Origin of the sequence: Methanosarcina sp. 2.H.T.1A.6 (assembly GCF_000979455.1) — an archaeon.
Taxonomy (GTDB): Archaea; Halobacteriota; Methanosarcinia; order Methanosarcinales; family Methanosarcinaceae; genus Methanosarcina.
In genome coordinates this window covers 47,135-71,513 of record NZ_JJOY01000041.1, presented here as the reverse complement: position 1 = coordinate 71,513, position 24,379 = coordinate 47,135, and the positions used below count along the sequence as shown (strand labels likewise).

At 44.1% G+C, this 24,379-nt stretch carries 18 protein-coding genes; 14 read left to right on the top strand and 4 right to left on the bottom strand.

The annotated features are described in order from the left end of the window. Nucleotides 1–3 precede the first annotated feature (3 nt). The 4 genes from EO98_RS12035 (at nt 4) to EO98_RS12020 (ending at nt 5,656) form a co-directional block, all read left to right on the top strand. A complete protein-coding gene (locus tag EO98_RS12035; protein WP_048137385.1) occupies nt 4–1,656 on the top strand; it encodes an AMP-binding protein in 1,653 nt (550 codons plus the stop codon). A gap of 372 nt (nt 1,657–2,028) precedes the next feature. Next, the gene (hcp, locus tag EO98_RS12030) at nt 2,029–3,894 is read left to right on the top strand and encodes a hydroxylamine reductase (protein ID WP_369799047.1); all 1,866 of its coding nucleotides are present in this window, start codon (nt 2,029–2,031) and stop codon (nt 3,892–3,894) included. 156 nt (nt 3,895–4,050) lie between these two features. Next, nucleotides 4,051–4,293 carry a hypothetical protein gene (locus EO98_RS12025; protein WP_048132589.1) on the top strand — a complete coding sequence of 81 codons (243 nt, stop codon included), beginning with the start codon at nt 4,051–4,053 and terminating at the stop codon, nt 4,291–4,293. Nucleotides 4,294–4,966: 673 nt separating this feature from the next. Further along, nucleotides 4,967–5,656: a pentapeptide repeat-containing protein gene (locus tag EO98_RS12020; RefSeq protein WP_052734423.1), complete on the top strand. Its 690-nt coding sequence runs from the start codon at nt 4,967–4,969 to the stop codon at nt 5,654–5,656. A 329-nt stretch (nt 5,657–5,985) separates the two neighbouring features. On the opposite strand, the gene EO98_RS12015 is transcribed toward EO98_RS12020, so the two are convergent. After that, the gene (locus EO98_RS12015) at nt 5,986–6,408 is read right to left on the bottom strand and encodes a phosphate-starvation-inducible PsiE family protein (protein WP_235282858.1); all 423 of its coding nucleotides are present in this window, start codon (nt 6,406–6,408) and stop codon (nt 5,986–5,988) included. A 597-nt stretch (nt 6,409–7,005) separates the two neighbouring features. Between EO98_RS12015 and EO98_RS12010 the strand changes: the two genes are divergently transcribed. Together EO98_RS12010 and EO98_RS17530 are read left to right on the top strand one after the other, a co-directional pair. Continuing rightward, nucleotides 7,006–10,071, top strand: coding sequence for a chemotaxis protein CheB (locus EO98_RS12010; protein WP_200895252.1), 3,066 nt, complete (start codon nt 7,006–7,008; stop codon nt 10,069–10,071). Nucleotides 10,072–11,047: 976 nt separating this feature from the next. Beyond that, nucleotides 11,048–13,867, top strand: coding sequence for a PAS domain S-box protein (locus tag EO98_RS17530; protein WP_052734421.1), 2,820 nt, complete (start codon nt 11,048–11,050; stop codon nt 13,865–13,867). A 276-nt stretch (nt 13,868–14,143) separates the two neighbouring features. On the opposite strand, the gene EO98_RS11995 is transcribed toward EO98_RS17530, so the two are convergent. After that, complete coding sequence (locus tag EO98_RS11995; RefSeq protein ID WP_048137382.1) at nt 14,144–15,070, bottom strand: DUF5996 family protein; 927 nt, start codon at nt 15,068–15,070, stop codon at nt 14,144–14,146. 200 nt (nt 15,071–15,270) lie between these two features. After that, nucleotides 15,271–15,633, bottom strand: a complete 363-nt coding sequence (locus tag EO98_RS11990; RefSeq protein WP_048137380.1) for a VOC family protein — start codon at nt 15,631–15,633, stop codon at nt 15,271–15,273. Between the two features lie 74 nt (nt 15,634–15,707). On the opposite strand from EO98_RS11990, the gene EO98_RS11985 reads away from it, so the two are divergent. Further along, complete coding sequence (locus EO98_RS11985) at nt 15,708–15,905, top strand: hypothetical protein (RefSeq protein WP_156161127.1); 198 nt, start codon at nt 15,708–15,710, stop codon at nt 15,903–15,905. 55 nt (nt 15,906–15,960) lie between these two features. Here the strand turns inward: EO98_RS11985 and EO98_RS11980 are convergent, their stop codons facing one another. After that, the gene (locus EO98_RS11980) at nt 15,961–16,890 is read right to left on the bottom strand and encodes a glycosyltransferase family 2 protein (protein ID WP_235283445.1); all 930 of its coding nucleotides are present in this window, start codon (nt 16,888–16,890) and stop codon (nt 15,961–15,963) included. 154 nt (nt 16,891–17,044) lie between these two features. Between EO98_RS11980 and EO98_RS11975 the strand changes: the two genes are divergently transcribed. The 7 genes from EO98_RS11975 to EO98_RS11945 all read left to right on the top strand — a co-directional run bounded on the left by EO98_RS11975 (nt 17,045) and on the right by EO98_RS11945 (nt 24,359). Further along, complete coding sequence (locus EO98_RS11975; protein ID WP_048137374.1) at nt 17,045–18,475, top strand: flippase; 1,431 nt, start codon at nt 17,045–17,047, stop codon at nt 18,473–18,475. Nucleotides 18,476–18,584: 109 nt separating this feature from the next. Beyond that, nucleotides 18,585–19,754, top strand: a complete 1,170-nt coding sequence (locus tag EO98_RS11970) for an ATP-grasp domain-containing protein (protein WP_048137372.1) — start codon at nt 18,585–18,587, stop codon at nt 19,752–19,754. 342 nt (nt 19,755–20,096) lie between these two features. After that, entirely contained in the window at nt 20,097–21,116 is a 1,020-nt protein-coding gene (locus EO98_RS11965; RefSeq protein WP_311135558.1) for an ATP-binding cassette domain-containing protein, read from the top strand. A gap of 3 nt (nt 21,117–21,119) precedes the next feature. Beyond that, a complete protein-coding gene (locus tag EO98_RS11960) occupies nt 21,120–21,956 on the top strand; it encodes an ABC transporter permease (protein ID WP_048137369.1) in 837 nt (278 codons plus the stop codon). A gap of 34 nt (nt 21,957–21,990) precedes the next feature. Continuing rightward, a complete protein-coding gene (locus tag EO98_RS11955) occupies nt 21,991–22,251 on the top strand; it encodes a UBP-type zinc finger domain-containing protein (protein ID WP_048131370.1) in 261 nt (86 codons plus the stop codon). 306 nt (nt 22,252–22,557) lie between these two features. Beyond that, entirely contained in the window at nt 22,558–23,271 is a 714-nt protein-coding gene (locus EO98_RS11950) for an SDR family oxidoreductase (protein WP_327037286.1), read from the top strand. 374 nt (nt 23,272–23,645) lie between these two features. Beyond that, on the top strand, nt 23,646–24,359 hold the full coding sequence (locus EO98_RS11945) for an SDR family NAD(P)-dependent oxidoreductase (RefSeq protein WP_048137367.1): 714 nt from the start codon (nt 23,646–23,648) through the stop codon (nt 24,357–24,359). Nucleotides 24,360–24,379 lie beyond the last annotated feature (20 nt).

Below are 24,379 nucleotides of genomic sequence, written 5' to 3'. Positions count from 1 at the left end.
ACCATGCATCTTATAGAAGATTCTCTAGGAGAATACTTTGAAAAACAGGTAGCTATAGACCCTGACCACGAGTTTATCATTTATCCGGACCGTAACCTGCGTTTTACTTACGGTCAATTCAATGAAAGGGTAAACAACCTTGCAAAAGGGCTGCTTGCAATCGGGATAAAAAAGGGAGATCATGTAGGGATCTGGGCAAAGAATGTCCCTGATTGGCTTACCTTCATGTTTGCCACCTCTAAGATCGGGGCAGTGCTCGTTACGGTAAATACCGCCTACAAGAGCCATGAAGTTGAGTATGTGCTCAAACAGTCAGATATGAAGGCACTTGCTCTTATCGATAGTTTCAGGGACGTTGATTACCTGAATATTATCAATGAACTGGTTCCTGAGCTAAAAAGTTCCGAAAGAGGGCGCCTGAAAAGTAAAAATTTCCCATGCCTGAAGAGCGTAATTTATGTTGGGCAGGAAAAGCACAGGGGAATGTACAACACCAGCGAGCTAATGCTCCTTGGCAGCCATTATCCGGACGACGAGCTTAAAGAGATTATGGCAAATGTTCGCGGGGATGATGTGGTCAACATGCAGTACACCTCAGGGACTACCGGTTTTCCGAAAGGCGTTATGCTGACCAGCAAAAATATCCTGAATAACGGGCTCTCCATTGGCGACCGCCAGAAATTCACCCATGAAGACCGGCTCTGCCTGCCCGTACCTCTTTTCCACTGCTTTGGAATCGTGCTCGGGGTTATGGCTGTCCTGACCCACAGGGCAACGCTTGTTATGCTTGAGGTTTTCGACCCCCTGCTTGTGCTTGCTGCAATCCAGAAAGAGAAGTGTACCGCACTTTACGGCGTACCTACGATGTTCATTGCCGAGTACACCCATCCCATGTTTGATATGTTCGACCTCTCTTCCCTGAGGACCGGGATTATGGCTGGTTCTACCTGCCCCGTGGAAGCCATGAAAAAGGTCGTAAAAGATATGCACTGCCATCAGATCACGAGTGTCTACGGGCTTACGGAAGCATCTCCGGGAATGACCCAGACAACTATCGACGATCCCGTAGAACTCAGAGTTGAGACCGTGGGAAAGTCCTTCCCTGGCGTTGAAGTCAGAGTGGTTGACCCATCCACAAATGAGCCAGTGCCTCCTAACACAGTAGGAGAGCTCTGCTGCCGTGGATATAATATCATGAAGGGTTACTACAAGATGCCGGAAGAAACTAAAAAAGTGATCGATGAAGAGGGCTGGCTGCACAGTGGAGACCTTGGGACCTGTGACGAAAAAGGTTATTACAGGATCACCGGACGCATAAAGGACATGATCATCCGGGGCGGGGAAAACATCTATCCCCGGGAAATTGAAGAGTTCCTGCATGCTATGCCCGGAGTCAAAGATGCCCAGGTTGTTGGTATACCCGATAAGAAATACGGGGAACTCGTAGGAGCCTTTGTTATCCCCGAAAAAGGTGCAGACCTTACGGAAGCCGATGTCAGGGACTATGCTATAAGCAAGATCGCACGCTATAAGGTTCCGAAGCATGTCTTCATAGTAAATGAGTACCCTCTGACCGCAAGCGGTAAAATCCAGAAATACAAGCTCAAAGAACTGGCTTTGGAGCTTCTGAAAAATAGAGAGACAAACGGCAACTAATTCAGTACTATCGACCTTCGGGTCGATTTCTTTTTTATTCGAATTAAAACTCAAAAAGCAGTTTTCAGGTTTTTTCCTTTTTCATTAGTGCTTTTCCGTTTCCCAATCTTGATAAGCTTTTTCTCTGGTATCAGTTTCGATACTGATACCCACTTCGAAACTGTCTGCTATATATGATTTGGTATCACATATCAACTAGTATCCTAATGATAGTAGTATCAAATATATACTCCACTTGGGCGCTGCAAAAAATATTGAAAACCCGCAGAAAACATTGAAAAGAAAGGGAAAATTGGAAATTAACTGTGCAAATTAGCTGTGCAAATTAGCTGTGCAAATTATCTGTGTAAACAGATTTGAGGTGGATAAAATATGTTCTGTAATCAATGCGAGGAAGCACTTAACGGAAAAGGCTGTACGAAAAACGGAGTATGCGGAAAGAAGGGAGAAGTTGCGGATCTTCAGGACAAATTACTCTATGTCCTTAAAAGTATCGCATATTATAACCAGAAAGCAAGGGCTGAAGGCCTTAATGAAGAAACAACCGACAGGTTTGTGCTTGACAGCTTCTTTTCTACCCTTACAAATACCAATTTTGACGGGAAACAGATCGAATCCTTTATTCAGAAAGGGTTTGAACTGCGCGACGGTATTAAGGCAAAACTGCCCGCTGAGCTGGCATCCTCAGAAAAAGCCCTGCCTGCCTTGGCTACAGTAACTCCTGAAAACATAGATCGTCCGGATGTTGCTGTCCACTCAACTGCGGATGAAGATGTCAGGTCTCTTCGTGAACTTCTGACCTACGGAATGAAGGGGCTGGCGGCTTATGCTCATCATGCCTATATCCTCGGGTATAAAGACGAATCAATTTTTGAGTTCATAGAAAAAGGGCTGGTTTCTACCACAGATGACAGCGTGGGAGTAGAAGCTCTAATCGGCCTGGTTCTGGAATGCGGGCAGAAAGGCGTCTCAACCCTTGCCCTGCTAGACAAAGCAAACACCGAAACTTACGGAAACCCTGAGCCGACGGCAATCAACATCGGTGTGATAAACAGGCCCGGAATCCTCATAAGTGGACATGACCTGTGGGACCTTGAACAGCTCCTTGAGCAGACGAAGGGCAGCGGAATCGATGTCTACACCCATGGGGAGATGCTTCCTGCAAACGCATACCCGGCTTTCAAGAAGTACGACAACTTCGCAGGCAACTACGGGAACGCCTGGTGGAAACAGAACGAAGAGTTCGAAAAGTTCAACGGCCCGATCCTGATGACTACCAACTGTATAATCCCGCCAAAGGACTCCTACATTGGCAGGATCTACACCACAGGGGTCGTGGGCTTTGAAGGGGTAACCCACATCTACGAAAAAGAAGACGGTACAAAGGATTTCTCCGCCTTCATCGAACAGGCAAAGACCTGCAAACCCCCCGAGCAGCTGGAAAGCGGGACAATCATCGGAGGCTTTGCGCATGTGGCAGCTCTCTCGGTTGCGGACAAAATCATAGACGCCGTAAAAACCGGAAAGATCAGCAGGTTCATGGTCATGGCAGGCTGTGATGGCAGGCACAAGGAAAGGGTCTACTATACTGAGTTTGCAAAAGCCCTCCCCAAAGACACCGTGATCCTGACCGCGGGCTGTGCCAAATACCGGTACAACAAGCTGGATCTCGGGGACATCGGAGGAATCCCAAGAGTGATCGATGCCGGGCAGTGTAATGACTCTTACTCGCTTGTGGTAATAGCCCAGAAGCTTGCAGAAGCTTTTGGCCTGAAGGACATAAACGACCTGCCGATTTCCTACAACATCGGCTGGTACGAGCAAAAAGCCGTGCTCGTGCTGCTCGCCCTCCTGAGCCTCGGCGTAAAAGATATCACTCTCGGCCCTACGCTTCCGGCCTTTGTCTCTCCGAACGTCCTTAAAGTGCTGGTCGAAAACTTCAATATCAGGCCGAACGCAACCGTTGAAGAAGACCTGAAGGTTCTGCTGAAACTCCCGGAGCCCGCGGAAAAACCAGAAACTCCGAAAAAACCTGAGGAAAAACCAAAAAACCCGCAGAATTCCCCGAAAAAGACACAGGATAACCAGAAGCAACAGGATAACCAGAAGCCACAGAACAACCAGAAGAGCTCGCAGAATTCCGAAAAGAAGCTGGAAAAACCTGTAGAAAAGCCGGAAACAAAAGCAAGAAAATCCTGGCTCAGCAGCATACCGTTTATTCGTAAATTTTTAAGGTAAGAGGGGAATTAAAAACCTCTTACTCAGCTATTTTTCTTTAAGTTGAATACCCCATTGCTTGCAGCGGGGTGTGCCAACGCAAATTTTATACCCTGAAAAGTGAATGAAATAAGTTAAAATGGAAAATATTTGAAAATACATAGAGAGGTGAACTAAATGAATAGATTTGAGTATTGTTATTTAACGACTGGTAGGTCATATGAAGACGTATACACTCTCAAATTCTCTAATAGTCAACCAATCTCTCTAAGCGGAAAACTACTTCCCGATGTTTTGGATCAATTAGGAAAAGATGGCTGGGAAATGGTTGGATTTGACTCTCTAGAAGGTGGTCATTTTATTTTTTTCAAGAGAGAACTAAGAGATACTGATGAGGGATACATTGGAGCTAAGGGATAATTACTATTCGGTTTGAATTTTGTAGCAAAACCAACCGGTGATATTACCTGGTAGAGATGCAAACACCTTATTCTGCACACCTCTGAGAGCGTGTCTTAAAATTAAATTTGATTTTACAATTGGGACCGGACTTACGCATTTGAACTGAAAAACGGTAGAATTTAACTGTTAAATGTCTAAAGTGTAAGTTTTAACTATGATGTCTTATGCGTTTGATATTATATATCGAGCGAGTAAGTAAGATGTAATAAATTTACGATCTGAATTTAAAATCAACAATGCCCACTATCCAAATGTAGAACTGGTTTGAATTTTAAGACAGCCTCTTAAAAGATTGTTGTTATTTTCCGTAGGATCAGGACCAGAACAATAATTGATAATGATAACGTTTTTTATACAGGCCTTCCATGTTCTTAAGGATGGGGATATCCTTGATAGATCAGAGAGCTGCAGATCCTTAACAGGGCACCAAAGGCTTTTCGGATTAGATGCCAGACCTTAAAGGCCTTTCCTGGCCATGACAGGCCTGATAGACCGAGACTGTGAATCGATACAATTTTAAAAGCTAAATCCTGAAGAGCAGAAGATATCTTCCTAACATGGTAATGTTTATTTTAGTTCACAATTGAGAAAGGGCAAACAAAAATCGTGGTGAAGGAAAAGAGGTTGAGGCATGTCTGACCTTAAAGAAGCTAACTTTAAAGCGGGTAACTTTGAAAAGGCTAACCTTAAAGGAGCTAACCTTAGAGGGGCTGATCTTCTAGAGGCTAACCTTGAAAGGGCTAACCTTGAAAAAGCTAATCTTGAGGGGGCTAACCTTAAAGGAGCTAAACTTGAGTGGGCTAAGCTTGAAAAGGCTAACCTTGAAAGGGCTAACCTTGAGGGGGCTAACCTTAAAGGAGCTAAACTTGAGTGGGCTAAGCTTGAGGGAGCTAACCTTAGAGGAGCTAACCTTAAAGAAGCTAACCTTGAGTGGGCTAAGATTGAAAAATCTAACCTTGAAAGGGCTAACCTTGAAAGAGCTAACCTTGAAAAGGCTCATCTTGAGTGGGCTAAGCTTGAGGGAGCTAACCTTGAGGGGGCTAAGCTTGAAAAGGCTAAGCTTGAAAAGGCTAAGCTTGAAGGGGCTGATCTTAAAGGAGCTAACCTTAAAGGGGCTAACCTTGAGGGGGCTAACCTTGAGGGGGCTAATCTTGAGGGAGCTAACCTTGAGGGAGCTAACCTTAAAAGGGCTTACCATTTATCACTTGACCAGCTTTCTAAAGTGAAAACACTTTATGATACAAAATTAGACGAAGAACTCTTCATACCACTAAAAGAGAAATATCCTGCCCTTTTTGAAGTACCTGATTACGATGAATGACCGGATATTTCCAAAACTTCCAAATGGTATAGATATCAACCGTTTTAAGACGCGTTTAAAATATCTCTAATGTTGATAGCCATATTTTAAACGTTCAACAGAGAGGCCGAAAATTAACCTTTACTTTTTTATGAGGGCTTAATTATTATGGTTCTTCGCTGTTTTTTATGGGTTGAAAATAATTCCTTAGTTATAATGTAGCCCGGTCAAAAAGAGAAACATCAAGCTTGAATGTGATTTTCAACAACAAATGTTTTTAAATTTTAGATCTACTACTTCAACATTTAGGGGATGAATGTAAATTACCCACTCGAAACAGCGAAGAGCCATTATGGTGGATATTTGACAGCTAGAGCTCTTATTATACCTAATGTCAACAGCAATATCGATAGGCCTAAAATAAATTGATAATCAAATCTTTGGGCATATACCCCTGCCGCGATTTCACGCATGACTATTAAAATCGTAGCGTCGGTTACATATGTAATTCTGATTTCTTCATGTTCACGAAAATCAACAAAAGTCTTGAAAAGGTCAATAAGAACAAAAATTGTGAGGACACTGGAGACTATCTGACCAAAACCACCTCCAAGAGTCCCGAATAAAATTGATTTGATGTCCAGGAGGATATTTATCACCCCCGCAAGTAGCGCCAGTAGCAGTATATAAAGGATGATAATAGTGATCAAATCAATTATCTTTTTAAATATTTTATTCTGATCTATCATGAATATTTTATAATGAGCTCTCATTTAACTCCCCCTCAATAAAAAATATTATGATTTCTTAAATTCCAGTTTGATATATTTGTGCTCCTATAATATTGAGTTAATATTATAGGAGCCTTCCCAAAACCAATTTGATTTTCAAATCAAACAGGCCTATGAAGAGCTTATTTGATATTTCCGAAAAACGCAAGAGAATATTATCTATTAGAACAAGAGAATACTATCTGTTAAATTATCTGTTAGAGATATTATCTATTTAGTCCTTTTTGAAGAATTTAAAGATTTAAGACATTATTGGAAAAACGGCAACGAATGTACCTGACGTGAGAAGGGAATCTAATTGAGTTACTTTTTAGGGAGAGATTGCATTAGAGGTGAGTAAAAATAATTTGGGAAATTTTCCAACCCCTTGGCCAATGGTAAGAGGGCATGGGTATTCGCCTGGAAGTATTTTTTTACTAAGGTTAAGGCTTAAAAAATACATCCGTCTAGTGGAAAACTCCCTGGATTTCATCTATCTTTATGAGTTCAAACCTGTCCAAGATTATGTGCGTAAACCTGGCAGCTACTTCCATCATCTAGTACACACATGAAGGGCATTACAACGATTCAGTTTCAGGCATGAAAGGATGCGATAATATGATCAAAAAAAAGGAAGCTACAGGCAAAGAGGAAAAGCTGCATACTGCACAAGAAACTTCCATTAGTAAACTCCCTGTCCCGGATGCAGACTCGAATAAATCCCCAAAAGAGGACTTTCCCATCGTGGGCATAGGCGCATCGGCTGGTGGGTTGGCTGCGTTCGGGAATTTCTTTTCAGCTATTCCCGACGACACCAATCCCGGCATGGCGTTTATCCTGGTGCAGCACCTGGACCCTAACCACAAGAGCATCCTCACCGACCTGATCGGGCGTTATACACGGATGCCGATTTACGAGGTCAAGGACGGGATGGTTGTCCATCCTGACTGCGTCTACGTCATTCCGCCTAACCACGACATGATTTTTCAGGATGGTGCACTGCAGTTGCTGGAACCGGTCGAGCCGCGCGGCCATCGTCTTCCGATTGATTTATTCTTCAGATCCCTGGCTCAGGGCAAGCAAGAGCTGGCCATTGGCATCGTACTCTCGGGTACCGGCAGCGACGGCACACTGGGAATGCGTGCGATCAAGGCCGAGGGCGGCATGTTGATGGCGCAGACCCCCAAATCCAGCGAGTACGACGGCATGCCGCGCAGCGCCATTGCCACAGGCCTGGTAGACTACATCCTGGAGCCTGCCGAGATGCCGGCCCAGCTCATTACCTATGTCACCCAGGCCTTTGGAAAAAGACCCCATGCGGTCCTCAAGGCCGAAGACGCGATGAAAAAGATATTCAACCTGCTGCGCGCCCAGAACGGCCACGATTTTTCCCATTACAAGCAGAACACCATCAGCCGCCGCATCGATCGGCGTATGGCCATCCAGAATATCAAGAGTGTAGATGAGTATGTGCGTTATTTAGAGCAAAAACCTGCCGAAGTGAAGGCACTCTTTCACGACCTTTTAATCGGCGTCACCAGTTTCTTCCGCAATCCAACGGCGTTCGAGGCACTCCTGGAGAAAGTCATCCCGCATCTCTTTACCGACAAGCACCCGGATTCAACGATACGGATCTGGGTGCCCGGCTGCTCCACAGGTGAGGAGGCCTATTCTATCGGCATCCTGCTCCAGGAGCAGATGGAAATGTTGAAGCAAATATTCAAGGTACAAATCTTTGCAACCGATATTGACAGCCGGGCCATCGGAGAAGCCCGCAGCGGCGTCTATCCCGCCAGCATCTCCATCGATATCTCACCGGAAAGGCTGGAGCGCTTCTTTACCCAGGATTCAAGCGGCAGCTACTGCATTCGGAAAAGTATCCGTGACATGATTGTTTTTTCTGAGCAGGACATTATCAAAGACCCACCGTTCTCCAAACTTGACCTGCTCAGCTGTCGCAACTTGCTGATATATATGGACAGGGAACTGCAGAAGAAGCTCATCCCCCTCTTCCACTACGCATTGAACCCGGGCGGATTTCTCTTCCTTGGTCCCTCCGAGACCGTGGGTGAGTTCGATAACTTTTTTGACACGCTGGACCGCAAGTCGAAGCTGTATCGCAAAAAGGATGTTAGCAGTGGACGCCCTCCCATAGGGACACTTATGCCATCAAGACCGGAAAGCAGGGAGATCCAAAGACCATCCGGCAAGGCTCCTAGCGAAAGCAAACCTCAGCTGCGCGAGCTGACCGAACAGACGATGCTGCAACATTACGCTCCGGTCGGTGTGCTCGTCAACCAGCGAGGTGACATCCTCTATCTTCATGGCCGTACCGGCATGTACCTGGAACCGGCTCCTGGTGAGGCTGGCCTGAATATCCTGAAGATGGCTCGCGAGGGATTGCGGCAGGAGTTGGCCACGGACCTGTACAAAGCCGCGGTCAATAAAGAGCCGGTATTCCACCCCGGGTTGCGGGTCAAAACCAATGGTGACTTCACTACAGTCAATCTGGCACTACGACCTGTGGCGTCAGACCCTGCCGCCGCCACCGGGCCAAACCTGTTTCTGGTCACCTTTGAAAAACCGCCGGAGGGGGAGCAGAGCAAAACCGGGAAGACCACCGCCATAGGTGCCGGGGAAAGCGCCTTTGAGAGCGCAATGGTAGGTGACGCGCGCATCTTAGAGCTGAAGCGGGAACTGCAGATTAAGGAAGAACATCTCAAAGCTTCCAATGAAGAACTGGAGACCTCCAATGAAGAACTCAAATCCTCCAACGAAGAGATGCAGTCAATCAACGAGGAACTGCAATCCACCAACGAGGAGCTGGAGACTTCCAAGGAAGAACTGCAGTCAGTCAACGAGGAATTGGCTACGGTCAATACCGAACTGGAAAAAAAGGTGTCCGATCTGTCGCAGGCAATTAACGATATGAACAACCTGTTAGCCGGCACGGGTATAGGTACTATTTTTGTGGACCATCAACTGCGCATCCTGCGCTTCACTCCTGCCGTTACACAGGTAATCAATCTGATTCCGACCGATGTGGGACGGCCGGTTGGGCACATTGTCTCAAACCTGTTGGGCTATGCCCGTTTGATAGAAGATATAAAGGAGGTGCTGGACAGCCTAGTACCCAAAGATATTGAAGTCCAGGCCCGGGAGGGCTCGTGGTACCTGCTGCGCATCCGGCCCTATCGCACACTTGAAAACGTAATCAAGGGAGCGGTGATTACCTTTACTGATATTACCGAGATGAAGCGGGCAAGGGAGATTCTGAAGGAATCCGAGACCATACGCCGCCTGGCAGTGGTAGTGCACGACGCGGGCGATGCTATAACGTTGCAGGATATGGAAGGTCGCATCCTGGCATGGAATCCGAGGGCTGAGAAGATTTACGGCTGGAGAGAAGCCGAGGCACTGACGATGAATATTAGCAGCCTGATTCCGGTGAACCGGAAAGAAGAAGAGTTGGGCACACTGAAGAAGCTTATCCACACTGAAGTTCTGGAACCTTACCGCACACAGCGGCTCACCAAAGACGGCCGGATAATGGATGTGTGGCTGACCGCCACCTCATTGGTGAATGAAGCCGGGGAGGTATATGCCATTGCAACTACGGAGAGGGAAATCAAACCAGAAAATACGAAGAAGGAAGACCACGACTAAAAAAGGGACCTGTTCGGGCCGGTGGCTGACCTTCACAAGAGAGTGGAGGAGATAGCCCTAATAAAAACAACTCAGGTGCCGGAAAATCTGGATTCGCTGTCTTTGAAGATGGCGAAACAGGTACCCCACGAGCTGCGGGTGCATTAGATCAAGTTAAGATTTAATGGGCAAATTTTTGGGAGCCCATTCTCTTTACTTGTTGTCTATTTATTATGTTTTTCAGTTTTGCAGGAGTTGGCAATTACATGTTTTTGAAAACTCCAAATCAACATCAATAGGCTGTTTTTTGGTGCGTTGGGTAGTTGCCATATACCAGGTATAAGAATGTTGCGTTATATGCAGAGGTGACTATAAATGATTGAGCTGATCCAAAAATCCATTTTTATTCTTATCATCATAATTATTCAGGATTGTTTTCATGATCGTAAGCTCGATTGGTCACTTAAAATACTAGATCCAAAGAAGCAAATTTTGAATTTTGGGATCGGCTCATTAAAATCTTTAGGACTTACGCAGTTGAACCAAAAACCAGTTGCATGAGACACCAAAGAGTCTAACTAATAATGTTCTTGGTAAGGTTTCACGTGCTTGTTTTTTCATCACAAGTGCGTAACTTCTAATCTTATGAATGAACTATTATATGTTAAAAGAGTAAACTTACGAAATACACTTTAAACATAAACTGAATGCACTTTGTTCAGTTTATGAAGTGTTGTTTTTTATTGCGAGAACTATAATATACAAAATAGGATCGGGAGGGTGAGTCGTTGATCAAATCTGAAAAAACAAGCACACTCCACCCGTGTTTGGAAAAAAGTAGAGAGATTCTTATGCTTACGGTTTTCGGTAACTGACTCCCAAAACCCAAAACAGCGAAGAGCCGAAATTGTGAAACGTGGAGAGGGGAGGCAGGGCACACATACCATGAGAAAACGAAATTTTTGCCTTTACATCCTCAAGTCGGAGAAGGTGTAAAATGAGAGAAAGCCTGAGAAAATCTGGCATTGATATTATTGGAGACGTGTCCTGGGGAACCCATTTCTGTCAATTTTACCAGACAAAAGAAGATTTGGTGGACACACTGGCCCCATATTTCAAGGCCGGGCTGGAAAATAACGAATTTTGTATGTGGATCGTATCACAACCCTCGGAAGTAGAAGAGGCAAAAGAAGCCCTTAGAAGGGCTGTTCCTGATTTTGATGTTTATCTGGAGCGAGGGCAAATAGAAATTTTTCCCTACACTTACTGGTATTTAAAAGAGGGCAATTTCGATTCGGAGAGAGTCTTAAATGGCTGGGTTGAAAAACTCAACCAGGCCCTGACTAATGGCTATGACGGTCTGAGGTTGGGAAATTCTTTCCGGCTGAAAAAAAAGGATTGGAGTGATTTTGATGATTATGAGGAACAGGTAAACGATGTCATTGGCAATTACCGGATGATTGCTCTCTGTACATATCCTCTCGACTGGTGCAACGTAGCTGAGATCATCGATGTGGTCATCAACCACCAATTTGCTTTGATCAAAAGGGAAGGAAAATGGGAACAGATAGAAAGCTCCAGGCGCAAGAAAGCAGAAGAGAAAATTCAGAATCTGGCGAATATTGTGGAATATTCGAACGATGCCATTATAATCAAATCCCTTGATGGCATCATTACCAGCTGGAATAAAGGTGCAGAGCAAATTTATGGTTATTCATCTGGAGAAGTTCTGGGAAAGCCCATATCCATTCTGGAGCCATCCATATTAGTTGAAGAAACAGAAGAATTGGCTGAACTGATTAAACAGGGAGATAAAATCCACAATTATGAGACTCTACGGTTAAGAAAGGATGGTAGGATAATAAATGTCTCACTAACTATTTCTCCGGTTTTTGATGCATCCGGAAAGCTGACCGATATCTCGGTTATTGCTAGAGATATAACCAAAAGTAAAATAGCAGAAGAAAAACTTCGGAAAAACGAGGAAAGATACAGGATTGCCACAGAGCAGACAGGACAGGTGGTATATGAGTACGATTTAAGAACAGATAAGAGCAGCTGGGCAGGTGCCATAGAAGAAGTTACAGGGTATAGTTTTGAAGAAATCCATAAGCTTGGCAAGGAAGTCTGGATTAAAAATATCCATCCCACAGATATGAATCGAGGGGATGAGAAATTTCAGAGTGTGAGAAATACCGGAGGCAGATTTAAGGAAGAATTAAGGTTGAGAAAAAAAGATGGAACTTGCATTTATATAGAAAATAATGGAGTCTGGCTTACGGATTATGAGGGTCAGCCTTACGGGACTATAGGAGTACTGAAAGATATTTCAGAGAAAAAACTTGCCAGTAAAAAACTTCAAGAAAGTGAAGAACGATATCGTACAGCAGCCGAACAGACCGGGCAGGTTATATTCGATTTCGATCTCGAAACACATGAAGTCAGCTGGGCAGGAGCTATACGGGAAGTAACAGGGTACGATCCGGAAGAGTTAGAGAATTTAGATAAATCGGTTTGGATAGAACATGTGCATCCTGAAGACAGGATGGAACTGCTTGAGAACCTGATGAAGTCTTTTGAGGAAGATAAAAAATTTCAGGTAGAATTCAGGTTCAGAAAAAAAGATGGCAACTACCTCTATGCCGAAAACTATGGAGTCTGGCTAAAAAGTGACGACGGAAAGGTATACAGAGCCATAGGAGTTATTAAAAATATTACGGAATGGAAACTTGCAATAAAAAACGTTGAAGCGAGTGAGAGGAAATACCGCTCTTTCATACAGAATTTCCATGGGATTGCTTTCCAGCTTGATGAAAACTTTGTTCCTCTATTTCTGCATGGTGCTGTTGAAGAGATCACCGGGTATAGCGAAGAAGAGTTTATGTCCTGGATTAAGTGGAAAGACATAATCCATCCGGAAGACCTGTCTTTCGTTCTCAAAGAAGAGGAAAAGATTCAAAGTTCTCAATCCATTGGTTACGAAGAAACCGAATTTCGTATAAAGCACAGGGATGGAAGAATCAGATGGGTTAATGAAATCTACCAGAAAATTCAGGGAAAGGATGGAAAGCCGGAATTCTATCAGGGTACGATTTATGATGTGACCGAAAGAAAAGAGACAGAAAAGTTCCTTTCGAATATCGAAACTGCCCGTAAAAAAGAAATTCACCATCGGATCAAGAATAACCTGCAGGTAATCTCCTCCCTGCTGGATCTCCAGGCTGAAAAATTCAACAACAGAGAATGTGTAAAGGGTTTGGAAGTCCTGGAAGCCTTCAGGGAAAGTCAGGACAGAGTAATATCAATGGCTCTTATCCATGAGGAACTGTACAAAGGTGGAGGGCTCGATACACTGAACTTTTCGTCATATGTTGAGGAACTCACTAAGAATCTTTTCCAGACATACAGGCTTGGAAATGCCAGTACAAGCTTAAATATGAATCTGGAAGAAAACATTTTCCTTGATATGGATACTGCAGTCCCATTAGGTATAATCATCAACGAACTTGTTTCAAACTCTCTCAAACATGCATTTGCCGACAGAGATAATGGGATAATTCAAATCAAACTTTGTAGAGAAGACTCCCAGGAAAGCAAAGACAATAGAGCAGGAAGCAATAATGAGGGCTTAAAGGGCACCAGTTTTATTCTGACAATATCAGATAACGGAATAGGTATGCCTGAAAGTTTTGATCTGGAAAATTCCGAAGGTCTTGGCATACAACTGGTAACTACCCTTGTAGACCAGTTAGAAGGTGGATTTGAACTGAAAATAGACAACGGAACGGAATTCACTATAAGGTTTACAGCAGCGTAAAAGGAGCAAGGATACTAACCATTTCAAGAGTCGTTACTTTATGACCTTCTTAACCTTCAGGTTTTTTGCCACTCTCTTTGCGGCTACTTTTAGGATTTGGTTTTTCTTAAACAAAAAGTCAATAGAAAAAGGAAACTAAAGAGAAGTTAAGGGAAAAAACTGAAGAGATAATCCGGCAAAAAGCCTGGAAACTCTTTAATTTTTAACTCAGGTTTCAGTTCTTTCCACCTTTCAAGTATATCAGGCAGCTCTTTAGGTCGCTCATTAAGGTGCTTTTCAAGTTTTTTCATATGAAGGGAGCCTGAAAGCCTCTATATCCCAGTTAGCCTTTTTTGCCCCTGCCTGATACACGCTTTCCAGGAAATCCAGCACCTTCTGCTCAGGAGCCTCCGCTTCCCTGATGCTGTTATACATGAGAAGGGCAAGCCCGGATTCAGGACTCCAAAAAGCTTCTTTAGGGCTCAGCGGCTCGTCCATAAGCCCTTCGGGCTGCGGGTGCATAAAAGCGTAAAAAGCCGGCTCCCTTACATTCGGGTCCCCTGCCCAGAATCCGAAGCCGATTATCTCATGCGAAGAAGATTCACGTTCAACTACACCTGCTCCCTCTCTCACAGGGACAGCTCTACCCGAAAACCGGGAAAGAGAGAGGTCAACGTGGTGCCAGAAGAAAGCCACAGGAGAACTTTTCCCTATAAACCGGCCCCTGAAAACCTGAAAGATCGAATCGACCTGTACAAGGACCTGCCAGAACCTCTTCACATACTCTTCATCATATGTCGCATGCGTTTCATCCGTTGCAAAAGGCTTGGTGCTTATGGCAGGTACGTCATAAGGGACCGCCCTGATCTCTGCAGTAATCCCGAGGTCTTTCAGGCATGAAAACACATTTTCATAAAACTCAGCCACGGAAAGTCCCTTCAGGGGAATGGTCCTGGAAGCCCACTCATTTGTTTCGATCCTTAAAACATGGTTCTTGAAATCAAACTCCATCTCAAAAGTTATGCCCCTGTAAGGAATTGGCCCGGTCGTAAGCCCGCGCACCGAGACATAAAAAGGCACGTGCCACCAGTGGTTCTTTTTCGGAAACAACCCGAGCCTTATTTTCCCCACGATCTGCAGAAACAGGTGCAGCGTGTTCTTCGTATCTTCCCATTCTTCAATGGGCAGAGGCGGAAAACGTAGATTTTTGACATTACTGTTCATATACTATCCCCTTCAAGGAGTCTCCATCAGTAAACTATAGTAAAGTTACTGGGAGCTTAAAATAAAATCATATGGGTTATTATATATAAACAGGTCAATTTTAACGGCAGGAAGTTTTCCTCCCACTACAATAGAAATCAATTTTTAAACTTTAAACAGCGATTTTACAGATTTTGCCGCTTGAATTGATCGAACTTCTTTCACGGGGATTTTGAGTGTTCCACATACTCTACTACCGCCCCGTCCGGATGTCTTACTGTCATATTCCTGCCGGTCGGAACCTTCACCGGCCCCCGGATAATTTCTGCTCCTTTTTCTTCCAGATAAGCCCTGGAATCATCGAGGGAATCAACAAGAAATGTAGCCTGCGTGCTTCTGAAAGGTTTCAGAGCTTCATCCGAGCCGGCTATTAGCAAAATGTCTCCTACCTGAGCCAGTTCCAGGCCGATTTGAGGGATCTTAAAACGCATGGTTGCGGGGGTGCCAAGTAGTTCTTCGTAGAATTCGAGGGCTGGATTTAGGTCGGGAATGTAGAGGCGGGAGAGGGTTTTCAGGATTTTCATATTTTCACTCCATACTATGGAGCTAATATCGAGTTAAATTTATTCTTGATTGGTTGAACAATTCTCATTATTATATGGACAACCATAGGAAAGGTTCGAAAAATGTTAATCCTCTACCCTACGTCTCTGAATTTTTAAAAGACACTGATGCAGAACTGCAAATTCCTATTTTGAGAAACGAAACAGTAGCCGGACTGAAGGCCGAAAAAGGGCTTACGATTCTTGAAGAAAACAAGTTTATAAGTTCCAAAATTCCATCAGTTGGAGCTTGAAGAAAATATTTTAAAATCTCGTTTTTAACGGAAATTCTTCCGAAAAAAAGTATTATTAAGTTGTGGAAACCAGGGATTTGAGTCTGCCAATTACTAAATTCTTGTATTCGACTAACCTCGAAGTCCAGTAATATTCCCGGATTTCCCTGTCTTTTATTCTTTCTTCGCGTTTAATAAAGGGCCTTATATATCCCAGTAAAAAGGCTATTCCGGTATAGTGTGGTTTTTTCAGGGTGTAGTTAAACACATTCAGTAATATTAAGATTGGATTTTTATTTAGATAGTAAGCCATGTATCCGTTGTATTTGTATCCCTTCCACAAACCTTCTGCACTGCCTGTTAATCTTTTTTCTACCATCTGTATTTCGTTAAATCTTTGAATCTGCCAGCCCCTCATTATGGCTTTTATATTTGAGATTGAATCCGCAGAAGGTTCTAATGAAAAACCGTCAGTATCAAAAAAGCATTCTTTTGACCAGACTCTTCCGGTGCCTGATGGGAAGTTTTCAGCCTGTCCGGACAGCTTTAATTTTCCATCAATTTCATGGTATAGTCCTCCACTTGCAATACCTAACTTATTGCTGGATTCAAATTTATGCAATATCTTTTCAAAGTATTCTTTTTCCAGTACTGTATCCGCATCCATTGAAGCAATAAAACTATATCGGATTTTATGTCTGCCGCAATATTTTACAATAAAATCAAATCCGGATTTATATACATAAGATACGTGAAAAATTATGTCTCTCGGATGAGGCGGCAAACGTATAGTTTTTATCCAGGCATGTTTGGACACAAAGCTGTGTATTATTTTTGGAGAATTGTCAGTACTTCCATCATCAATAATCAACCAGAGAACAGGTTTTACAGTCTGGGAAATTACGGACTCGATTACCTCATGAAGATTCTTTTCTTCATCCTTAACAGGCGTTATCAAAACATACACAAATAATTCACTCTCCCCAACAACTAAAGAAATTTGCAAGGATATATAGTTGCCGTATTAAGGAGTTTCACCAGTTTCCAACGAATTTTATTCCGGAAGATGTATTCTTTTGTGCACACTTTAATAATGGCTTCAGAATAAGTTCAACAATAAAGTTATATTCCTTTGTCACATTGTCCTTATAGATATTTTTATGCAGACTATTAAATACCTTGCGAGAAATAGCGGGTTTTTGTTTCTTAACGGCATAACAACAAACATTCTCAGTTTCTTCGCCATGTTATACATTGCCCGTTACCTGGGCCCCGAGGACTACGGAATATATTGTTTTGCTTTTGCTTTTATCTATTTTTTCAGTTTCATCCCTGACCTGGGAGTCCATCAAATACTTGTAAGGGAGGCTGCAAAATATCCCGAAAAAGCAGGGAAACTGATCGGCAACGGGACGATAATAAAATTCTTCCTTGCGTTCGTAGCATTAACCTTAGCTTTTATTATTATAAATATCATAAATTTCCCTCCCTCCACAAAAAATGCATTGTATATAGTGTCTCTCGGACTGCTTATCAGCGGAACCGGAGCCTACGGAACTATATATGAAGCAAAATTGAGAATGGAATACTCTTTATTTTTCAACCTGATCAGCAGGGTCTTTCTTCTTACTTTTATTTTTCTGGCTGTTGCAAATCATTCGACACTTAATGTTTTTATCTTTGCCTCGGTTTCAGCCACCCTTATACATAATTTATTGATGATCATTTTCTCAAAAAAATTAGTTAAAGTATCCTTCGATGTTGATCTCTCTTTAATAAAACAGCTATTAAAAGAAGCTATTCCGATTGCAGTCGCCTCGGTCTTTACTGTTGTATATTTCAGGATTGATGTCCTTATGCTCTCCTTTTTACGGGGAGATGCTGAAGTCGGGTTTTATTCTGCTGCATATCGCCTTACGGATGCGCTTGTTTTCCTTCCGACAGCGTTTACAACTTCCACATTTCCTTTGATGTCAAAATATTTTAAGGATTCTTTTGATTCATTCAGTTTTGCATATGCCAGGACTTTTAAGTACCTTTTTGCAGCAGGTCTGCTGATTGCAGTCCTGGTAACCTTTACTTCGGAGAAAATCATTCTGACCTTTTACGGGCCCGAATATCAGAAATCAGTAATTGCGCTGCAAATCCTTATCTGGGCAACAGCTATCACGTTCATAAGTGTTCTTATCAGTTCCACATGCGTTTCGAGCGGGAATCAGCAAATAATCTCAAAGACAGCCATATTAGCCGCATTTCTAAACGTAATTTTAAACCTGATACTGATCCCTTCAAATGGCTACGTAGGTGCTGCTATCGCGACTGTATTTTCAGTATTCGGGTCAATGATTTTTGGGATTTTCTGGATTCATAAGAACCTTTTACACGAAAACCCGCTCAAAGGAGCCGTTTCTCCCCTTATAGGAGCAGGCGTGATATCTCTATTCATTATCCTGTTCAGGCCATATATGGATATCCTTATCCTCAGCGCTGCTTCCATCCCGGTTTTTGCTGCAGTCCTTTATTTCACCGGCTGGATAGACTCCGATGACAAAAACATTCTCTTAAAACTTATTTCCCGCACCACATCCTGATACAAAAAGATGAAGGGATTTCTAATAGCGCCAAAATAAATATTACTAACCTATCTCTTATTATCTGAATTCAGGTTTCAGGCCGATAGACCATAAAAAGGTTAGAAAAATGATAATTCTCGACCACCCCTACGTCTCCGAATTTTTAAAAGATACTGCTGCAGAGATGCAGATTCCTGTTTTAAAAAATGAAATGGCAACCGAAATAAATGCCAAAAAAGAGCTGAGGCTCCTTGAAGAAGCTGAGTTTATAAAATTAATAAAAGAAAAGGGTGAATGTTCCCTTTATTCCAACTCCGAAAACTCCCTTGGCTGGATTTCTGAAAATTTGGATTTTACAGGGCTGCCTGCAAAAATTGAACTTTTCAAGAACAAAATCAAATTCAGAGAACTGCTGGAAAGGATATATCCTGACTTCTATTTCCAGGGCGTTGATTTTGAAAAGCTGGATGAGATCCGGGTTGAGGATATCAAAAAGCCCTTCATCATAAAGCCCTCTGTAGGCTTTTTCAGCCTTGGGGTGTATAAGGTTTCAACTGATGGGGAATGGTTTTCAGTCCTTCAGCGCATAAAAGCCGAAGTCGAGGAAATTAAGGGACGCTATCCGGTGCAGGTTCTTGATACCGGGAAGTTTATTATCGAAGAAAATATCGAAGGAGAAGAGTTTGCGGTTGATGCTTACTTCAACAGTGCAGGAAAGCCGGTAGTCGTGAACATCTTCAAGCACATTTTCTCTTCGGAAAACGATGTTAGCGACAGGGTATACTTTACTTCAAAATCGGTTATAGAAACTTATCGGGAAGCTGTGGAAGACCTTTTGAAGGAAATAGGGAAACTGGCAGGGCTTAAGAATTTCCCCCTCCATATCGAGCTGCGGATAGGTAACGACAGGAGAATCCAGCCCATTGAGGTGAACCCCATGCGTTTTGCCGGCTGGTGTACAACAGATCTCGCCTATTTTGCATATGGGATTAACACTTACAGGTACTTCCTTAGGCAGCTTGAACCGGACTGGAAAAGGATTCTCGAAGGCAGGGAGGGAAAGAGCTTCTGCCTTGTGATGCTGAACAAGCCGGTAGATTTGAATTTGAATGAAATAAAGGCTTTTGATTATGAAAAATTGCTTTCGGACCTTGAAAAGCCCCTGGAACTCAGGAAAGCCGACCATGAGAAGTACGGCTTCTTCGGGTACATGTTTACCGAAACCAGGGACAGCAATTGGGGAGAAATCGAAAGGATTCTGAAATCGGATTTGAAGGAGTATATTATAGGGAATTAAGTTATTTATCTCTGGAAAATGAAGGCCTTAAGAATAGAGACGTCCTTCGCAGAAAAAAAAGCCTGGCTGCTTTGCGGCCTGGAACTTTTTTACAATCATTTATCAGAAATCTGCTTTTCTCAAAAGGCCGCCCACAAAGCGGGCGGTGAGTGCCCTGGGTATGAGACAAGTAGATCCTGACTCTTTATTGGGATTAAGCTACTTATGGTTCATAACCAGGGTCTTTCGGCTCAAAACAGGTTTTCCTTCAAATATATTTTAAAACTTTTTTAGATCACTTTAACTGGACTTCTGGAAAATGCCATCCCGGAAGTAAAGTATCTATTTATCGCTTAAGGTCGAATCTCCTTAGGAAAAGGGATAGGGGTCCTGACACTGGAAGGCAGCATCATCGAGGTAAATGACCTTGAATATTCCTTCGGCGACGTAAAAGCCGTCGATAACATCAGTTTTACTGTTCAGGAAGGCGAGATTTTCTCTTTTCTCGGGCCAAACGGGGCTGGGAAGAGTACTGTAATCAATATCCTCACCACCCTGCTGATGATCCAGAAGGGGACAGCAAAGGTTGCCGGCTATGACGTGGAAAAAGAGCCTGAAAAGGTGAGGGAATCCATAGGCATCGTTTTTCAGGAGCTGACCCTTGATCGGGACATGACTGTGCGTGAGATCCTGGAGTACCACGGAAGGCTCTATTCCATGCCGAAAACTGCAAGGCAGGAACGGATTGAAGAGCTTATTAAACTGGTCGAACTTGAAGGAAAGCGGGATACTCTGACAAGGCACCTCAGCGGTGGGATGAAACGCAGGCTTGAGATTGCAAGGGGGCTTATGACCCGGCCAAAAGTGCTTTTCATGGACGAGCCTACACTCGGGCTTGACCCTCAGACCCGGATAAGGATCTGGGAATATGTGAAGGATATCAACCGGCAGGGCACAACCATTTTCCTGACAACCCATTATATGGACGAAGCCGACCAGCTCAGCGACAGGATAAGCATCATAGACCACGGAAAAATTATCGTCACAGGCAAGTCCTGGGAGTTAAAAAACGCCCTTGGACAGGACCTTATCTACCTGGAAAGCAGTGACAATGCTGCTGCTTCAGGTTTGCTCAAAGGGCTTTCCAGTGTAAAAGGGATCAGGGAAAAATCAAAGGGAATAGTTGTCATGGTCAATGTAGACGGCACCTATCTGCTGCCTGAGATCATGGATCTACTTCGAAACGGGGGGATCAGGGTTAAGGCCGTAAACCTCAAAAAACCTTCAATGGATGATGTTTTTGTCCACTACACCGGCAGGGAGTTCAGGGACGAGGGAGCAGAGAAGGGGTCGGTGGCAATCGTGCGGGCAGGGAGGCGTTAAAAGATGCACACGGGGTTTCTTACCATCTACTGGCGGGATATGCTCAGGTTTGTCAGGTTCAGGACCCTCCTGTTTGCGTCTCTTGTCCAGCCGGCTCTCTGGCTTGCGTTTTTCGGAATTGCGATGTCCAACAACTTTGATCGGGTGACTGCAACTCTCCCTGTCTTTCCCGGGGTCAGGTCTGTTAACTACCTTACCTTCATAGGGGCAGGCGTCATTGCCATGACCACGCTTTTTACAAGCCTCTTCGGGGGGACCGTGCTGCTCTTTGACAAAAACTGGGGGCTTATGCGGGAAACTCTTTCAAGCCCGCTTCCGAGAATCCACATCATTATAGGGATAGGGCTTTCAGGCATGACCAAGTCCTTTATCCAGGCCTCCGTTATTATGGGGTTCGGGATTTTGCTCGGGGTCCAGTTTTTTGAAGGCTACAGCCCGATGCAGCTTCTAGTTTCCCTGCTCGGGATCATGCTCTTTGTCGGGATATTTTCTCTGGGCTTTCTCTTCCTCTCGGCTGCAATCGCCATAAGCATGGAAAGCCCGGAAGGAATGCAGGCAGTGATAACCCTGCTTACCATGCCCTTCTTTTTCACGAGCAATGCTCTCTATCCTGTAAGTTCTTTTCCTCCACTGCTTCGGGCCCTGTCCACAATCAATCCCCTTACCCATCTGGTCAGCGGGATCAGGTATTTTGCAATAGGGAGCGACTTTTCTGCGATAGGAATCCGTTATACTTACACCCAGAGCGATATCCTTGTCTCCTTCTTTGCCCTGCTGGCTTTTGCAGGAATAATGTTTCTTATTGCAAGGTGGAGGTTTAGCAAGGTGACTGTCACATGATTCACGTTTTAAGAAATTGAATTGAAGGAAAACCATGGTTTGTGAACACAAAGATTTGATACAAATAGAAGATGTAGAACCGGGCTCAAAGGGTTGTGGGGAATGCCTGAAAAGCGGAGACAGGTGGGTTCATTTGAGGATATGTCTTATCTGCGGGCACGTGGGGTGCTGTGACATGTCAAAAAACAAGCATGCAACAAAACACTTTCAGGAGACCGGACACCCCATAATTCAGTCTTTCCAGCCCGGAGAAGACTGGAAGTATTGCTATCTGGACGGCGAATATCTGGAGTGAACCTGAAGAATATCTGGAATAAACCGGCAGTTCTAACTTTCATCTTCCTGCCATCAGGAACTCAGCCAGGGCTCCGGAGAAATCAGTGCTTTTTTTCAAGGAAGGCAAGTTAATCAATAGAAAAAGAACCTGAAACCAGGTATGAAAGAACATGTCGCAAGAAATTAAGTTTGAAAGAGATATTTATTCCTGAACCCTATTATGGAACTATGTTTCCAAAAGTATATGCGTCCTCCGATCCGATTATTAAATTTGAGATTAAATAAAAAATTACTGGATAAAACTGTTCAAGTACAGGTGATACCGATGATGAGCTTAAAAGGCCAAACAGCAATCGTAACTGGAGGAGGCAGAGGGATCGGGAGGGCGGTCTGCCTGTCGCTGGCAAAAGAGGGAGCAAATATTGTCATTGTGGCAAGGCACAGGGAAGAAATCGAAGAAACCGCAAGAATGGTCAAAAACATAGGGAGCAGATCCCTTGAGATCCAGGCAGATGTGAGATCTGAAGCGGATGTTGAGGGTATGATCCTGAAGGCCATCGAGAAGTGTGGGAGGATTGATATCCTCGTCAACAATGCAGGGGTCGTACACATGAACCACATAGAGGAGACCTCAATTGAAGAATACGACGAGATGATGGATACAAATGTTAAGGGGACTTTCCTCTGCACGAAATACGCTGTGCCTTATCTTGAAAAGAGCGAAAACGGCAAGATAATTAATATCTCCTCAGGCGCAGGCAAGCACGGGCTTTCAGACCTTTCCGTCTACTGTGCCTCGAAGTTTGCGGTAAACGGAATGACCGAAGCCCTGGCTTCCGAGTTGAGCGGAAGGGTGATGGTCTATTCCGTCTGCCCGGGGGCAGTGGACTCGGAGATGTACCATTCCATGTTCAGGGACAAGCCTGTGCTCAAACCGGACCACGTTGCTGAAAAAGTCCTGGAACTGGCTCTCCCGGAGTCAAACATAATTTCCGGCTCGGTCATCGAGGTCTATGCCCCGCCGGTCCCGCTGCTCTGATAGGCTATAAAGGATGGGAAACATTGGTTTTACGGATAACCGAAAAGGCATGCAAGGGAGAATCCGCCTGAATTGTCTTTTTCCTCCCTCTTTATGACTTTGTTGGCGGATATTTGCTCAGGTTAAGCTTTACTTCTGATCCAGTTTTACATCTGATCCAGTTTTACATCTGGTTCAGTTTTACATCTGGTTCAGTTTTACATCTGGTTCAGTTTTACATCTGATCCAGTTTTACATCTGGTTCAGTTTTCCGTCCGAATTTTTAGCCTGAACAGGGCTAAGCTTGATGATTTCCTTTTCAGAACTCTTTCTCAGAAACTATGCTTCCAAAGATATATCCTTCATCCTGCTAAAGAATTAATAAAGGGACTTCTATGAAACTGAAAGGTCAGACAGCTATTGTAACCGGTGGGGGAAGAGGAATTGGAAGGGCCATCTGCCTGGCGCTGGCAGGAGAAGGAGCCGATGTTGTAATTGCTGCAAGAACCGGGAAAGAGATTAGGGAAACTGCCCGGTTGGTTGAGAGAAAAGGAGGAAGGGCTCTTGCAGTAAAGACCGATCTCAGGGTAGAAAGAGACGTTAAGGACCTTATTTCAAAGGCAGTAAATGCCTTTGGGAGGATTGACATTCTGGTGAATAATGCCGGAGTAGCATACAGTAAGTACCTTGTGGAAACCTCGACAGAGGAATATGATGAAATAATGGACACAAACGTGAAGGGGATTTTTTACTGCACAAAGTATGCTCTGCCCCAGTTGCTGAAGCGGGGGAACGGCCGGATCATCAACATAGCTTCAGAGGAAGGAAAACGTGGGGTTCCTAAGCTTTCGGTTTACTGCGCCTCGAAATTTGCGATAATAGGCCTAACCGAAGCCCTTGCCTACGAGGTGGGAGGAGGGCTGCAGGTATATGCAGTCTGCCCTGCAGGTGTGGACACCCGGATGTACCACTCCATATACTCCGATGTGCCGACTCTCAAACCGGAAGATGTTGCAAAGCAGGTACTGGCCCTCTGCCTGCCGGAAACGACCCTCCCATCAGGCTCTTCAGTTGAGGTCTACAGCCCACCTGTAAGGGTTGTTTTTTAATGGGGTATTAAAAGAGGGAC

Bases quoted from the DNA above. Each gene is read 5' to 3' on its own strand.
- EO98_RS11970 (WP_048137372.1), top strand. From the start codon at position 18,585: ATGATAATTCTCGACCACCCCTACGTCTCCGAATTTTTAAAAGATACT.
- EO98_RS11960 (WP_048137369.1), top strand. From the start codon at position 21,120: ATGCACACGGGGTTTCTTACCATCTACTGGCGGGATATGCTCAGGTTT.
- EO98_RS11985 (WP_156161127.1), top strand. From the start codon at position 15,708: ATGGACAACCATAGGAAAGGTTCGAAAAATGTTAATCCTCTACCCTAC.
- EO98_RS11950 (WP_327037286.1), top strand. From the start codon at position 22,558: ATGATGAGCTTAAAAGGCCAAACAGCAATCGTAACTGGAGGAGGCAGA.
- EO98_RS12020 (WP_052734423.1), top strand. From the start codon at position 4,967: ATGTCTGACCTTAAAGAAGCTAACTTTAAAGCGGGTAACTTTGAAAAG.
- EO98_RS12035 (WP_048137385.1), top strand. From the start codon at position 4: ATGCATCTTATAGAAGATTCTCTAGGAGAATACTTTGAAAAACAGGTA.
- EO98_RS12025 (WP_048132589.1), top strand. From the start codon at position 4,051: ATGAATAGATTTGAGTATTGTTATTTAACGACTGGTAGGTCATATGAA.
- EO98_RS11975 (WP_048137374.1), top strand. From the start codon at position 17,045: ATGCAGACTATTAAATACCTTGCGAGAAATAGCGGGTTTTTGTTTCTT.
- EO98_RS11945 (WP_048137367.1), top strand. From the start codon at position 23,646: ATGAAACTGAAAGGTCAGACAGCTATTGTAACCGGTGGGGGAAGAGGA.
- EO98_RS12010 (WP_200895252.1), top strand. From the start codon at position 7,006: ATGAAAGGATGCGATAATATGATCAAAAAAAAGGAAGCTACAGGCAAA.
- EO98_RS11995 (WP_048137382.1), bottom strand. From the start codon at position 15,070: ATGAACAGTAATGTCAAAAATCTACGTTTTCCGCCTCTGCCCATTGAA.
- EO98_RS11955 (WP_048131370.1), top strand. From the start codon at position 21,991: ATGGTTTGTGAACACAAAGATTTGATACAAATAGAAGATGTAGAACCG.
- EO98_RS17530 (WP_052734421.1), top strand. From the start codon at position 11,048: ATGAGAGAAAGCCTGAGAAAATCTGGCATTGATATTATTGGAGACGTG.
- EO98_RS12015 (WP_235282858.1), bottom strand. From the start codon at position 6,408: ATGAGAGCTCATTATAAAATATTCATGATAGATCAGAATAAAATATTT.
- hcp (WP_369799047.1), top strand. From the start codon at position 2,029: ATGTTCTGTAATCAATGCGAGGAAGCACTTAACGGAAAAGGCTGTACG.
- EO98_RS11990 (WP_048137380.1), bottom strand. From the start codon at position 15,633: ATGAAAATCCTGAAAACCCTCTCCCGCCTCTACATTCCCGACCTAAAT.